Annotated in this window: 13 protein-coding genes and 1 pseudogene; 9 read left to right on the top strand and 5 right to left on the bottom strand. The window is 61.0% G+C overall.

Going from position 1 to position 13,015, the window contains the following annotated elements; genetic code table 11:
* The first annotated feature begins 133 nt into the window (after window positions 1-133).
* The 4 genes from AB4Z20_RS07510 to AB4Z20_RS07525 all read left to right on the top strand — a co-directional run bounded on the left by AB4Z20_RS07510 (window position 134) and on the right by AB4Z20_RS07525 (window position 4,979).
* Complete coding sequence (locus AB4Z20_RS07510) at window positions 134-607, top strand: MarR family winged helix-turn-helix transcriptional regulator (RefSeq protein ID WP_058546840.1); 474 nt, start codon at window positions 134-136, stop codon at window positions 605-607.
* On the top strand, window positions 604-2,073 hold the full coding sequence (locus AB4Z20_RS07515; RefSeq protein ID WP_320389100.1) for an efflux transporter outer membrane subunit: 1,470 nt from the start codon (window positions 604-606) through the stop codon (window positions 2,071-2,073). Before AB4Z20_RS07510 ends, AB4Z20_RS07515 begins: the two co-directional genes overlap by 4 nt.
* 15 nt (window positions 2,074-2,088) lie before the next feature.
* Window positions 2,089-3,285, top strand: a complete 1,197-nt coding sequence (locus tag AB4Z20_RS07520; protein ID WP_258688807.1) for an HlyD family secretion protein — start codon at window positions 2,089-2,091, stop codon at window positions 3,283-3,285.
* A 164-nt stretch (window positions 3,286-3,449) separates the two neighbouring features.
* A complete protein-coding gene (locus tag AB4Z20_RS07525; protein WP_214510644.1) occupies window positions 3,450-4,979 on the top strand; it encodes a DHA2 family efflux MFS transporter permease subunit in 1,530 nt (509 codons plus the stop codon).
* Between the two features lie 93 nt (window positions 4,980-5,072).
* Here AB4Z20_RS07525 and lpxH read toward each other — a convergent pair.
* A pseudogene (gene lpxH, locus AB4Z20_RS07530) lies at window positions 5,073-5,681 on the bottom strand (UDP-2,3-diacylglucosamine diphosphatase); the annotation flags it as partial.
* A complete protein-coding gene (locus AB4Z20_RS07535) occupies window positions 5,678-6,181 on the bottom strand; it encodes a peptidylprolyl isomerase (RefSeq protein WP_018608900.1) in 504 nt (167 codons plus the stop codon). The pseudogene lpxH and the gene AB4Z20_RS07535, both read right to left, overlap by 4 nt.
* Before the next feature lie 249 nt (window positions 6,182-6,430).
* On the opposite strand from AB4Z20_RS07535, the gene AB4Z20_RS07540 reads away from it, so the two are divergent.
* The 3 genes from AB4Z20_RS07540 to AB4Z20_RS07550 all read left to right on the top strand — a co-directional run bounded on the left by AB4Z20_RS07540 (window position 6,431) and on the right by AB4Z20_RS07550 (window position 10,181).
* Window positions 6,431-8,128 carry a glutamine--tRNA ligase/YqeY domain fusion protein gene (locus tag AB4Z20_RS07540; RefSeq protein WP_258688805.1) on the top strand — a complete coding sequence of 566 codons (1,698 nt, stop codon included), beginning with the start codon at window positions 6,431-6,433 and terminating at the stop codon, window positions 8,126-8,128.
* 21 nt (window positions 8,129-8,149) lie between these two features.
* Window positions 8,150-9,532, top strand: coding sequence for a cysteine--tRNA ligase (gene cysS / locus AB4Z20_RS07545; RefSeq protein ID WP_442089643.1), 1,383 nt, complete (start codon window positions 8,150-8,152; stop codon window positions 9,530-9,532).
* A 193-nt stretch (window positions 9,533-9,725) separates the two neighbouring features.
* The gene (locus AB4Z20_RS07550) at window positions 9,726-10,181 is read left to right on the top strand and encodes a DUF2214 family protein (RefSeq protein ID WP_442089644.1); all 456 of its coding nucleotides are present in this window, start codon (window positions 9,726-9,728) and stop codon (window positions 10,179-10,181) included.
* A gap of 190 nt (window positions 10,182-10,371) precedes the next feature.
* Here the strand turns inward: AB4Z20_RS07550 and csrA are convergent, their stop codons facing one another.
* Window positions 10,372-10,566 (bottom strand): carbon storage regulator CsrA, encoded by a 195-nt coding sequence (gene csrA, locus AB4Z20_RS07555; protein ID WP_003179932.1) that lies wholly within the window; start codon window positions 10,564-10,566, stop codon window positions 10,372-10,374.
* A gap of 247 nt (window positions 10,567-10,813) precedes the next feature.
* Here csrA and AB4Z20_RS07560 point away from each other — a divergent pair, with 247 nt between their 5' ends.
* Window positions 10,814-11,179: an SPOR domain-containing protein gene (locus AB4Z20_RS07560; protein ID WP_214510648.1), complete on the top strand. Its 366-nt coding sequence runs from the start codon at window positions 10,814-10,816 to the stop codon at window positions 11,177-11,179.
* Window positions 11,180-11,303: 124 nt separating this feature from the next.
* Here the strand turns inward: AB4Z20_RS07560 and AB4Z20_RS07565 are convergent, their stop codons facing one another.
* Both AB4Z20_RS07565 and AB4Z20_RS07570 read right to left on the bottom strand, forming a co-directional pair.
* Window positions 11,304-11,993: an endonuclease gene (locus AB4Z20_RS07565; protein ID WP_253476365.1), complete on the bottom strand. Its 690-nt coding sequence runs from the start codon at window positions 11,991-11,993 to the stop codon at window positions 11,304-11,306.
* Between the two features lie 5 nt (window positions 11,994-11,998).
* Window positions 11,999-12,298 (bottom strand): DUF1654 domain-containing protein, encoded by a 300-nt coding sequence (locus AB4Z20_RS07570; protein WP_027913013.1) that lies wholly within the window; start codon window positions 12,296-12,298, stop codon window positions 11,999-12,001.
* 197 nt (window positions 12,299-12,495) lie between these two features.
* Between AB4Z20_RS07570 and AB4Z20_RS07575 the strand changes: the two genes are divergently transcribed.
* The gene (locus AB4Z20_RS07575) at window positions 12,496-12,942 is read left to right on the top strand and encodes a hypothetical protein (protein ID WP_253476363.1); all 447 of its coding nucleotides are present in this window, start codon (window positions 12,496-12,498) and stop codon (window positions 12,940-12,942) included.
* Window positions 12,943-13,015 lie beyond the last annotated feature (73 nt).

The raw sequence follows: 13,015 nt of genomic DNA on the forward strand, positions 1-13,015 counted from the left end.
CAAGCCTTGCTCCCACAGGACCAGCTCCCACACACTTCATGTGAATAGCAAGCTAACTATTCGATTGACATTTGCTGCCTAAGCAGTAATATCTCGACATACATTCACTGCCTAGGCAGCAAACGGTGGTCAGATGAAACATTTCACCCCAGACAACTTTCACAATTGCCATCTCGGCATGCTGCTCGGCCGTACCGCGCTGCTCAAGGACCGGATCATCGACACTCATATGGAACCCGTCGGCATCACCGCCGCGCAGTTCAAGGTGTTGATCATCATGGCCCAGTACGGCATCGAGACGCCGGCCGAGCTGTGTCGTTACCTGTCCCTGGACAGCGGCTCGATGACGCGGATGCTCGATCGCCTGGAGCAGAAAGGTTTCCTGGCCCGTGAACGCTCCGCCCAGGACCGCCGGCAAGTGCGCCTGGTGTTGACCGAAGCCGGCCAGGCCCTGGCCGATCGCCTGCCGTTTATCGGTGCCGAGGCCATGAACCAGTTGGCCAGCGCCATCAGCCCCGAGGAGCTGCAAACCCTCGAACAGATCCTCAAGAAAATTCTGCTCGCCGCCGGTGACCCCATCACCGTGTCGCGAATGGGGGAAAAATGAAGCGTAAAACCTTGCGTACCCGATTAAGCCTGGTGGTCTTGGCCATGAGCCTGGCGGGCTGTGCCAGCTACAGCGGCCTGAAGACCGAAGGCGTCAACCTGGAGGCCCAGAGCCTCAAGGCCGGGCAATCCCTGAACGGCGTCACGCTGTCGCAGGCCGCGTGGCCGAAAAGCGATTGGTGGAAGAGCCTCGGCGACCCGCAACTCGACGGCTTGATCCGTGAAGCCCTGCGCGATAGCCCGGACATGCAGATCGCCAGCGCCCGGGTGCATCAGGCCAGTGCCGCCGCCTATGCCGCCAACGCGGCGCGCCTGCCGACCCTCGATGCCAGCGGTGGCGCCAGCCGTTCGCGGCTGTCCCGTGACCAGGACCCGCAAGGGCAGGGCGGGGCGTACAGCACCCTGCGCACGTTAGGTGTGGACTTCAATTACAACTTCGACCTCTGGGGTGGCCAGCGTGCCGCCTGGGAAGCCGCCCTCGGCCAGGCCCGCGCCGCCGAGATCGATCGCCAGGCCGCGCAACTGACCCTGGCCGCCGACGTGGCCCGGGCCTATAGCGACCTGGGCCAGGCCCACATTATTCATGACCTGGCCTCCGAGGACCTCAAGCGCACCCGGCAGATGCTCGACCTGGGCAAGCGCCGCCTCACTGCCGGGATCGACAGCGAATACCAGTTCCAGCAGACCGAAAGCCTGGAAGCCAGCGCCGACGCAACCCTGATCGACGCAGAGAAACGCCTGCAAAGCGCCAAGATCGCCCTGGCGGTGTTGTTGGGCAAAGGTCCGGACCGCGGCAATGAAATTCCCCGGCCCAACGTGCTGCAAGCCAGCGCGGTCGCCTTGCCGTCGAACCTGCCGGCCGAGTTGCTGGGGCGGCGCCCGGACCTGGTCGCGGCACGCTGGCGGGTCGAGGCGGCGAGCAAGAACATCGAGGCCGGCAAGACCAACTTCTACCCCAATCTCAACTTGAGCGCAGCCGCCGGAACCCGGTCGTTGCTGGGCGATGCGATGTTCGGTTCGGCCAGCCGCTTCTTCAATGTGGGGCCGACGGTGTCGCTGCCGATCTTCGATGGCGGCCGCTTGCGGGCGGACCTGGATGCCCGGGACGCCGATTACGACCTGGCGGTGGCGCAATACAACAAGAGCCTGGTCACGGCCCTTGGGGATGTCAGCGACACCATCAACCAATTGCGTGACATCGCTCGCCAGATCGGCGCCCAGCAACATGCCACCGATATCGCACAGAGCTCCTACGACACGGTGGTCCAGCGCTACGGCTCGGGCATCGGTAATTACCTGGACGTGTTGAGCATCGAGCAGCAATTGCTCCAGGCCCAGCGCCAACTGGCGAACCTGAATGCCGACCAGATCGATTTGTCGATCCAACTGATGCAGGCCCTGGGCGGCGGTTTCGAGGCCCAGACCCTGGCGGCGGCCACCCCGGCCGCTACCACGCCAAATAACTGATTCGAGGTACTTGTCATGGCGACTGCCGAAACGACTCAATCCGAACATGCGCAAGACAGCAACCCACGCAAGCGCAAGGTCATGCTGCTGACACTGACGCTGCTGGTCATTCTTTCGGGCCTGGGCGTCTGGGCCTGGTACGAACTGTATGGTCGCTGGAGTGAAAGCACCGACGATGCCTATGTGAACGGCAACGTGGTGGAAATCACGCCGCTGGTCACCGGCACCGTGGTGAGCATCGGGGCCGACGACGGCGACCTGGTGCGTGAAGGCCAGGTGCTGGTGCAGTTCGACCCGAACGACGCCGAAGTCGGGCTGCAAAGTGCCCAGGCCAACCTGGCCCGGACCGTGCGCCAGGTGCGTGGTTTGTACAGCAACGTCGATGGCATGCGGGCGCAGGTCAATGCGCAAGAGGCCGAAGTGCAGAAGGCCCAGGAAAACTACAGCCGACGCAAGAACCTGGCGGCCGGCGGGGCGATTTCCAAGGAGGAACTGTCTCACGCCCGGGATGACCTGACCTCGGCGCAGAACGCCTTGGCCAATGCCCGGCAGCAGCTCAAGACCACCAGCGCCTTGGTGGACGATACCGTGGTGTCGTCCCATCCCGACGTGCAGTCCGCCGCCGCGCAACTGCGCCAGGCCTTCCTGGCCAACGCCCGCAGTACCTTGATCGCACCGGTCACCGGTTATGTCGCCAAGCGCACCGTGCAACTCGGCCAACGGGTGCAGCCGGGCACGGCGTTGATGGCGGTGATCCCGCTGGATCAGCTGTGGATCGACGCCAACTTCAAGGAAACCCAACTGCGCGACATGCGCATCGGCCAGCCGGTGGACATCGAAGCCGACCTGTACGGCAGCGATGTGAAGTACAGCGGCACCATCGACAGCCTTGGCGCCGGGACCGGCAGCGCGTTTGCCTTGCTGCCGGCGCAGAACGCCACCGGTAACTGGATCAAGATCGTCCAGCGGGTGCCGGTGCGCATTCACATCAATGCCCAGGAGCTGGCCAAGCATCCGCTGCGGGTCGGCCTGTCGACCCTGGTCAACGTCGACCTGCACGACCAGAGCGGCCCGGTACTGGCCCAGCAGCCACCGCAGAAAGCCTCGTTCAGCACCCAGGTCTACGACCAGCAGTTGACCGATGCCGACGCGATGATCGCCCGCCTGATCCACGACAACAGCGCAGTGGCCAGCAAGACGGTGCAGCGCTAGTCAGTTACAGCGTTGAACCTGTGGGAGCGAGCTTGCTCGCGATTGCGGCGGGCCAGCTTGCATCCTGGGGACTGGCATACCGCTATCGCGAGCAAGCTCGCTCCCACAGGGTTTGTGTCTTGCCCTAAGGGATTTCGCCACCTTCGCTTCATAGGATTTTCGCAATGAGCAATAACGCGTCTTTCACGCCGCCCAGCCTGTTGCTCAGCACCATCGGGCTGTCGCTGGCGACGTTCATGCAGGTGCTCGACACCACCATTGCCAACGTCGCCTTGCCGACCATTTCCGGCAACCTGGGTGTCAGCTCGGAGCAGGGCACCTGGGTGATTACCTCGTTCGCGGTGAGCAACGCCATCGCCTTGCCGCTTACCGGCTGGCTGAGCCGGCGGTTTGGCGAGGTGAAGCTGTTTTTGTGGGCGACGATGCTGTTCGTGCTCGCGTCGTTCTTGTGTGGTATTTCCACCTCGATGCCGGAGCTGATTGGCTTTCGTGTACTTCAAGGGCTGGTGGCCGGGCCGTTGTACCCGATGACCCAGACCTTGCTGATTGCCGTGTACCCGCCGGCCAGGCGCGGCATGGCCCTGGCGTTGCTGGCGATGGTCACGGTGGTGGCGCCGATTGCCGGGCCGATCCTCGGCGGCTGGATCACCGACAGCTACAGCTGGCCGTGGATCTTCTTCATCAACGTGCCCATCGGCGTCTTCGCGGCGCTCGTGGTGAAACAGCAGCTCAAGGCGCGGCCGGTGGTCACTAGCCATCAACCGATGGATTACGTGGGGTTGATCACGCTGATCATTGGCGTCGGTGCGCTCCAGGTGATCCTCGACAAAGGCAACGACCTGGACTGGTTCGAATCGAATTTCATCATTATGGGTGCGCTGATTTCGATCATTGCCCTGGCGGTGTTCGTGATCTGGGAAATGACCGACCGTCACCCGGTGGTCAATCTCCGGCTGTTTGCCTATCGCAACTTCCGCATCGGCACCATCGTGCTGGTGGGGGGCTATGCCGGGTTCTTCGGCATCAACCTGATCCTGCCGCAGTGGTTGCAGACACAGATGGGCTACACCGCGACCTGGGCCGGGCTGGCGGTGGCGCCCATCGGCATCCTGCCGGTGCTGATGTCACCCTTCGTCGGCAAGTACGCCCACCGATTCGACCTGCGTGTGTTGGCCGGGCTGGCGTTCCTGGCCATGGGGCTGAGCTGCTTCATGCGTGCCGGGTTTACCAATGAGGTGGATTTCCAGCACATTGCGATGGTGCAGTTGTTCATGGGCATCGGCGTGGCGCTGTTCTTCATGCCGACCCTGAGCATTCTGATGTCGGACCTGCCGCCGCACCAGATTGCCGACGGCGCGGGGCTGGCGACGTTCCTGCGGACCCTGGGCGGCAGCTTTGCCGCGTCCCTGACCACCTGGATCTGGATCCGTCGGGCCGACCAGCATCACGCCTACCTGAGCGAAAGCATCAGCACTTTCGAGCCGGCCACCCGCGAAGCACTCAACCAACTCGGTGGCGCGAGTGCCCCGGCCTATGCCCGGCTTGAGCAGGTCCTCAACAGCCAGGCATACATGCTCTCCACCGTGGATTACTTCACGCTGCTGGGGTGGGCGTTCATGGGGTTGATTGTGCTGGTGTGGCTGGCGAAGCCGCCGTTTGCGGCGAAGGCTGGGCCTGCATCGGCGGGGCATTGATCCAGAAGTGGAATGCAGTCCACTGTGGAAGCGAGCTTCTGTGGGAGCCGAGCTTGCTCGCGATGAGGCCCTTCCAGTCAATATCTCTGTTGTCAGCTTGTGGATGGCGGGACGATGGGTGTGGCCGTGGATCAAGGTCTTCACGCCGTATTGCTGCATGATCCGCGGGATCTCTTCGGGCGTGACGTCGACGATGTCATTGGCTTTCATGCGTGTCTGCGTGCGGCTTTCGCTGCGCAGTTTGCGCGCCAGTTTCTGCCGGCTGCCCAGCGGCAGGTGCCGCAGGACGAACAGCGTGACCGGGTTGCGCAGCCAGCGCCGCAGCTTCATGTAGCCTTCGTCGCGGGTGCAGAGGCTGTCGCCGTGCATCAGCAGCACCGGCTCGCCATTGAACTGCACGACACTCGGGTCCTTGAGCAGGGTGCAGCCGGCCGCTTTGCAAAAGGCCTGCCCCAGCATGAAGTCGCGATTGCCGTGCATCAGGAAGATGGCCGTGCCGCTGTCGCTCAATTCGCGCAGGGCCTGGCAGATGGAACGCTGGAACGGCGTCATGGCATCGTCGCCGATCCAGGCTTCGAAAAAGTCGCCCAGAATGTACAACGCTTGCGCCGAGCGGGCGCGTGTGGCGAGTAAATCCAGAAACGCCCGGGTGATGTCCGGGCGCTCCTCTTCCAGATGCAAGTCTGAAATCAGCAATATCACTCAACGATCTCGGCTTTCTCGATGATCACGTCTTCTGCCGGGACGTCCTGGTGGCCGGCCTTGGACGTGGTGGAAACGCCTTTGATCTTGTCGACCACGTCGGTGCCTTCGATCACTTCACCGAACACCGCATAGCCCCAGCCCTGGGTGGTCTTGCCGCTGTGGTTCAGGAAGCTGTTGTCCGCCACGTTGATGAAGAACTGTGCGGAGGCCGAATGCGGCTCCATGGTACGGGCCATGGCAACGCTGTACTTTTTGTTCGGCAGGCCGTTGTCGGCTTCGTTCTGGATGCTTGGGCGCTTGTCTTTCTTTTCCTTCATGCCTGGCTCGAAACCGCCGCCCTGGATCATGAAGTTGCCGATGACGCGGTGGAACACGGTGTTTTCGTAGTGGCCGGCGTTGACGTATTCGATGAAGTTGGCCACGGTCAGCGGCGCTTTCTCGGCGTTCAGTTGCAGGACGATGTCACCGTGGTTGGTGGTCAGTTTGACTTTGCTCATGATCGGTACTCTTTCAAGGAATTCGTGGGTTTCGGGGCTTCACTGCCCGCAACCGGTCTGGCTGTAATCGGCCAGGCTGGGCAGTTTAGCGCGCCGGGCACGAATTTCGAGGCTGTTTTTCATCTGGTCGTCGATTAAATTCAATCGTTTGCCGGCCTGGCCTGTCAGGTGCTTGACAGCATCGGCTATGATACGGGCTTTGATTTATCAGGCCGTACCCGGCCGCGCACTTGTCTGTTCAAGGATCCTATGAGCAAGCCCACTGTCGACCCTACCTCGAATTCCAAGACCGGCCCGGCCGTGCCGGTCAACTTCCTGCGCCCGATCATCCAGGCGGACCTGGACTCGGGTAAGCACACACAGATCGTCACTCGCTTCCCACCAGAGCCCAACGGCTACCTGCACATCGGCCATGCCAAGTCGATCTGCGTGAATTTCGGCCTGGCCCAGGAGTTCGGCGGCGTCACGCACCTGCGTTTCGACGACACCAACCCGGCCAAGGAAGACCAGGAATACATCGACGCGATCGAAAGCGACGTCAAGTGGCTGGGTTTCCAATGGTCCGGTGAGGTGCGCTACGCCTCGCAATATTTCGACCAGTTGCACGACTGGGCAGTGGAACTGATCAAGGCCGGCAACGCCTACGTGTGCGACCTGACCCCCGAGCAGGCCAAGGAATACCGTGGCAGCCTGACCGAGCCGGGCAAGAACAGCCCGTTCCGTGACCGCGGTGTGGAAGAGAACCTGGACCTGTTTGCCCGCATGCGCGCCGGTGAGTTCCCGGACGGCGCTCGGGTGCTGCGCGCCAAGATCGACATGGCTTCGCCGAACATGAACCTGCGCGACCCGATCATGTACCGCATCCGTCACGCCCATCACCACCAGACCGGCGACAAATGGTGCATCTACCCCAACTATGACTTCACCCACGGTCAGTCGGACGCCATCGAAGGCATCACTCATTCGATCTGCACCCTGGAATTCGAAAGCCATCGTCCGTTGTACGAATGGTTCCTCGAGCACCTGCCGGTGCCGGCCAACCCGCGCCAGTACGAATTCAGCCGCCTGAACCTGAACTACACCATCACCAGCAAGCGCAAGCTCAAGCAACTGGTGGACGAGAAGCACGTCAACGGCTGGGATGACCCGCGCATGTCGACGCTGTCGGGCTTCCGTCGTCGTGGCTACACGCCAAAGTCGATCCGCAATTTCTGCGAAATGGTCGGCACCAACCGTTCCGACGGCGTGGTGGACTTCGGCATGCTGGAATTCAGCATCCGTGACGACCTCGACCACAGCGCCCCGCGCGCCATGTGCGTGCTGCGTCCGCTGAAAGTCGTGATTACCAACTACCCGGAAGGCCAGGTCGAGAACCTCGAACTGCCGCGCCACCCGAAAGAAGACATGGGCGTGCGCGTCCTGCCGTTCGCTCGGGAAATCTACATCGACCGTGAAGACTTCATGGAAGAGCCGCCGAAAGGCTACAAGCGCCTGGAGCCTACCGGCGAAGTGCGCCTGCGCGGCAGCTACGTAATCCGCGCCGACGAGGCCATCAAGGACGCCGACGGCAACATCGTCGAACTGCGTTGCTCGTACGATCCCGACACCCTGGGCAAGAACCCGGAAGGTCGCAAGGTCAAGGGCGTGATCCACTGGGTGCCGGCCGCCGCCAGCGTCGAGTGCGAAGTGCGCCTGTATGATCGCCTGTTCCGTTCGCCGAACCCGGAAAAGGCCGAAGACAGCGCCAGCTTCCTGGACAACATCAACCCTGACTCCCTGCAAGTACTCACTGGTTGTCGTGCCGAGCCTTCGCTGGGCAATGCACAGCCGGAAGACCGTTTCCAGTTCGAGCGCGAAGGTTACTTCTGCGCGGATATCAAGGACTCGAAACCCGGTGCTCCGGTATTCAACCGTACCGTGACCTTGCGCGATTCCTGGGGTCAGTGATCAAGTCTTAAGGGAAACCCTGTGCTTACGATCTACAACACGCTCACCAAGAGCAAAGAAGTCTTCAAGCCGTTGGATGGCAACAAGGTCCGCATGTACGTCTGCGGCATGACCGTGTACGACTACTGCCACATTGGTCATGGCCGCAGCATGGTCGCCTTCGACCTGGTAACCCGCTGGCTGCGATTCAGCGGTTATGACCTGACCTACGTGCGCAACATCACCGACATCGAAGACAAGATCATCAACCGTGCCCGCGAAAACGGCGAGCCTTACGATGCGCTGACCGAGCGGATGATCAAGGCCATGCACGAGGATGAGGCGCGCCTCAATATCCTCAAGCCGGACCTGGAGCCTCGTGCCACGGACCACATCCCTGGCATGCTGAGCATGATCCAGACCTTGATCGACAAGGGCTACGCCTACGCACCGGGCAATGGCGACGTGTACTACCGCGTCGCCAAGTTCATGGGCTACGGCAAGCTGTCGCGCAAGAAGATCGAAGACCTGCGCATCGGCGCGCGTATCGAAGTCGACGAGTCGAAAGAAGACCCGCTGGACTTCGTGCTGTGGAAGGGCGCCAAGCCGGGTGAGCCGAGCTGGGCGTCGCCGTGGGGCGCCGGGCGTCCGGGCTGGCACATCGAATGCTCGGTGATGTCCACCTGCTGCCTGGGCGAGACCTTCGATATTCATGGCGGCGGCAGTGACCTGGAGTTCCCGCACCACGAAAACGAAATCGCCCAGAGCGAAGCAGCCACCGGCAAGACCTACGCCAACGCGTGGATGCATTGCGGCATGATCCGCATCAATGGCGAGAAGATGTCCAAGTCCTTGAACAACTTCTTCACCATCCGCGACGTGCTCGACAAGTACCACCCGGAAGTCGTGCGTTATCTGTTGGTGTCGAGCCACTACCGCAGCGCCATCAACTACTCGGAAGACAACCTCAAGGACGCCAAGGGTGCCCTGGAGCGTTTCTATCACGCGTTGAAGGGGTTGCCGAGCGTGCCGGCCGCTGGTGGCGAAGCCTTCGTGGCGCGTTTCACCGAAGTGATGAACGACGACTTCGGCACGCCGGAAGCGTGCGCGGTGCTGTTCGAGATGGTGCGTGAGATCAACCGCCTGCGTGAGAGTGATCTCAACGCGGCGGCTGGTCTGGCGGCTCGCCTGAAAGAACTGGCCAGCGTACTGGGTGTGTTGCAGCTCGAAGCCGATGACTTCCTGCAGGCCGGTGCCGAAGGCCGCGTGGACGCCGCCGAAGTCGAGGCGTTGATCCAGGCACGCCTGGCTGCACGTGCCAACAAGGATTGGGCCGAATCCGACCGCATCCGCGACCAGCTCACCGCCATGGGCGTGGTGCTGGAGGATGGGAAGGGCGGCACGACCTGGCGTCTGGCGGACTAAGCCTTACGCAGTACCCACTGTGGGAGCGAGCTTGCTCGCGATAGCGGAATGTCAGGCAACATTGTTGTCGACTGATACACCGCCATCGCGAGCAAGCTCGCTCCCACATTTTTTTGTGGCCAGCCTGGCAATCATTGTTTTATGAGCTAGTACTGTCAGGTCGATTCGACGTTCTCTCTGACAGGGTTCTTCCATGTTGGCTCATTGGTCTCTCGCGGCAATTCATCTGCTGGCCTTCGCCCTCGGGTTCTGGGCGGTGCTGACGCGCAGCACGGCACTGCGACGACTGGCGAGCGGTGTGGATGCGGTTCGGGGTGTCTTGGTCGCTGACAACGTATGGGGGCTGTCGGCGCTGGTGTTGTTGGTGACGGGTGGGATGCGGGCGTTTGGCGGGTACGAAAAAGGCACGGATTATTACCTGCACCAACCGCTGTTTCACCTGAAGATGACTTTGTTCCTGCTGATCCTGTTGCTTGAGATCGCGCCAATGATCGCCCTGATCAAATGGCGGATGGCGCTGGGCAAAGGGGCTGCGATCGATCCTTCGAAAGCCGGCCGGTTTGCACGGATCAGCCACATCGAAGCTTTATTGCTGATCTTGATGGTGATCGCCGCCACGGGCATGGCACGCGGCGTGAGCCTGGGTTGACCGACCGCGAACGCCTGCTTCGTCATCATTAAAACGAAACGTCTGACAGCCATGCCAAGCGCCATGTCATTAGTATCGATTCAACGGGCAGGACGAAAAAAGGTGGGGGCAGGGTGAGGTACGGTCGACCAGAATCTTTAGCCAGCCATTGCGACGATGCAAACGGGCTGGCTACGGACTGCAGCAAGGCTCAGGGAGTTTGCGGCTTGTCGGGGGCAGTGAGGCCCGCCTGAATACGCTGGTAAATCTCTTCGCGATGCACCGCAACGTTTTTCGGAGCGTTGATGCCGATCCGGACCTGTTGGCCGCTTACGCCCAGAATGGTGATCGTGATGTCGTCACCAATGTTTATGCTTTCACCGACTTTGCGGGTGAGTATCAGCATGGTGTTCTCCTTGATTGCTTTATAGGGCACCTGATTCAGACAGTGCAGATGTCGGTACTGCTTATAGATTAGTGCTAAGTGTCACAATGTGGGTGCCTCTTTCTGACGTGCAGATGCAGCATTAATTCCCAGGGTGCGACTATACAGAGACGCCGGGCAGGATTCTCGTGTTTTGAGCACTGTTTGCGGCGATCTTGAGGGGCACGGGTGCTAAAATCCGTGCCTCATGTCTTCCGGGGGAAACGTTGTGCGCAAATTGGCTTGGGTTATTGCGGTATTGGTGCTGGCAGGATGCGGTGAAGGGCGTGACGTCGAAGCACCGAAACCCAAACCCGTAGCGACCTCCGCACCGGCCGCCGCTGCCGCCCCGCAGTGGGCCGTCGAGGTTCGCGGCGAAACGCCGCAGGCGGTCAGCGACCTGACCGGCTGGCTCATCGAACACAGCTTCATGTCGAACGTGGTGCGGGAAAACGGCAAGGAGCGCGTCCTGGTCGGTCCTTTCAGTTCCAAGGCCGAGGCCGAAGCCAAGCAGGAACAGGTGACGGCTGCCCTGGTCCGGGCGAAAAAACGCAACATCGAGACGTTGGTGGTGGATTACCCGACCACTCCATAACCGGACAGAACAAAACCTGTGGGAGCGAGCTTGCTCGCGATAGCGGTGGATCAGCCAATGTCGATGTTGGCTGACATGCCCCTATCGCGAGCAAGCTCGCTCCCACAGTTTCATACAAGCCAGGTCAGCCGCAGACCTTCATGTCCACCGGCCCCACGAACTCGTTGCCACGGCCCATGACGCACGCCACGCTCTGGTTGCGCTGACGCTCCCAGCTCTCGACCGGGTAGGTCTTGTCCCAGGCCTCATACAAGCGCCGGTCCTGATTCGAGAGGCGCAGGCCATATTGCTTGCTCATGTAGAAATAGGTCCGGGCGATCATGCCCCGGATAGAAGGGCGGGGCATGACCTTCTTGGCCTTGAAGTCCACCTGGGTCAGGCATGAGCCGTACTGACCCTTCTGCACCGGCAACCAGCCGAAACTGAAATTGCTGCGATCACCATTCACTTCCCCGATGCTCGGAACCAGGTTGTGCAGGTCGGCCTCGGCCCGTTGATAGACCGGGTCATAGCGGGTGCAGTTCTTGCGACCCCCTTGTTGCCAGCATTGACGCTGATGGCCGATCTGCCACGCCGGGACAATATGCTCCCACTCGATGCGAGCGGCGCGGCTGGCATTCTTGCGCGGTACATAACCGCAGGCGGCCAGGTTCACGCGATTGCCGGTGTATTTGCAGCCACAGTAAAACTCGGTGGATTGTGGTGCGTAGAGTTTCCAGGCGACTTTCTTGGCTTCGTTGAAGGTGCGCGGAGCACCGGCCTGTGCGCCCATGGCGAAAAACACAAGCAAAAAAGCTAAACAGCGAACACTCATCAGACTCAATCTTCCTTCGGCACAACCCAGAAAACCTGCACACCGCCATCGTCGCGATAGGCGAGGGTCACGTTGTCGTTCTCGTCGATTTCTTCCAGCAGGCGCTCCCACTCATCCACCGGCTCGTCGGGAAGACGGAAGATCAGGGCTGCCTTGGCTTTTTGCGCGGTGGGGGCGTTGATGATTTTCGAGACCCGCAGGCCGAGTCGTGTATAGGAATCTAAAGGGGTAGTTGCAGCGGAGGGCGGGGCCACAGGATTATCCTTATTGAGCTGTACGTGCATACAGTATTTAACCGTAGGCAATTACGCAACTGCTTAAAATTCAAGAAAATCGTCTGACAGCACTTTTTTCGTTTTGGTGTAGGAGAAAGGAATTTTTTATTGGCTGGCATAAACGGGTGGTTCAATCGCTCTGGCCTGTGGCGGATTTGCGCGAGTGCTAAAGAAATCGTCTCAGCGGGCGATGTCCTGCGTAGGAATCCCATCCATGGAGTTTTGTCATGTCGTTTTCTATCGGCTTTCCCAATGCGGCGGCCGTGACCATTGGCGGCCAGTCCGCAGCTACCCTGAAGGCCTTGAACGAGGCGAGTACCGAGGCCGCCGATGAGGCCCTTGGCGAGACGCCAACGCCCGGCAAAGTCCGGACGGGGACGGGCGCGCAAGCGACCGGTCAGGCACAAGAGAGCGGCAGCACCCAGAGCATTGCCGTCCAGATTTTACTCAAGCGGATGCAAGAGCTTCAGCAACAGCTCAGGGAGCAGCAACAACAACTGGCCGCCGCACAGGCGCAGACCTATCCAACCCCGGAAGCCAAGACCTCGGCGGTCATGGCGATTCAGGGACAGGTCGCCGACACCAGTGGCGCGTTGCTGGAGGTCACCGGCCATTTGGTCACGGAGCTGGCAAAGGGCGCCAGTTCGGGTACGGTGGTCAATACGACGGCCTGAGCCTGAAGGTTGAGCCGCGACGTTGCGGATGAAACCGCAACGTTGACAAATCCCCGAAGCCTTACCATAGTTC

The organism is Pseudomonas sp. KB_12 (genome assembly GCF_052114545.1).
GTDB lineage: Bacteria > Pseudomonadota > Gammaproteobacteria > Pseudomonadales > Pseudomonadaceae > Aquipseudomonas > Aquipseudomonas brassicacearum.

What these genes read in the sequence shown, in the direction of transcription:
- AB4Z20_RS07575 (WP_253476363.1), top strand. Translation starts at nt 12,496, where the DNA reads ATGTCGTTTTCTATCGGCTTTCCCAATGCGGCGGCCGTGACCATTGGC.
- AB4Z20_RS07535 (WP_018608900.1), bottom strand. Translation starts at nt 6,181, where the DNA reads ATGAGCAAAGTCAAACTGACCACCAACCACGGTGACATCGTCCTGCAA.
- AB4Z20_RS07515 (WP_320389100.1), top strand. Translation starts at nt 604, where the DNA reads ATGAAGCGTAAAACCTTGCGTACCCGATTAAGCCTGGTGGTCTTGGCC.
- AB4Z20_RS07565 (WP_253476365.1), bottom strand. Translation starts at nt 11,993, where the DNA reads ATGAGTGTTCGCTGTTTAGCTTTTTTGCTTGTGTTTTTCGCCATGGGC.
- AB4Z20_RS07550 (WP_442089644.1), top strand. Translation starts at nt 9,726, where the DNA reads ATGTTGGCTCATTGGTCTCTCGCGGCAATTCATCTGCTGGCCTTCGCC.
- AB4Z20_RS07520 (WP_258688807.1), top strand. Translation starts at nt 2,089, where the DNA reads ATGGCGACTGCCGAAACGACTCAATCCGAACATGCGCAAGACAGCAAC.
- AB4Z20_RS07540 (WP_258688805.1), top strand. Translation starts at nt 6,431, where the DNA reads ATGAGCAAGCCCACTGTCGACCCTACCTCGAATTCCAAGACCGGCCCG.
- AB4Z20_RS07510 (WP_058546840.1), top strand. Translation starts at nt 134, where the DNA reads ATGAAACATTTCACCCCAGACAACTTTCACAATTGCCATCTCGGCATG.
- csrA (WP_003179932.1), bottom strand. Translation starts at nt 10,566, where the DNA reads ATGCTGATACTCACCCGCAAAGTCGGTGAAAGCATAAACATTGGTGAC.
- AB4Z20_RS07525 (WP_214510644.1), top strand. Translation starts at nt 3,450, where the DNA reads ATGAGCAATAACGCGTCTTTCACGCCGCCCAGCCTGTTGCTCAGCACC.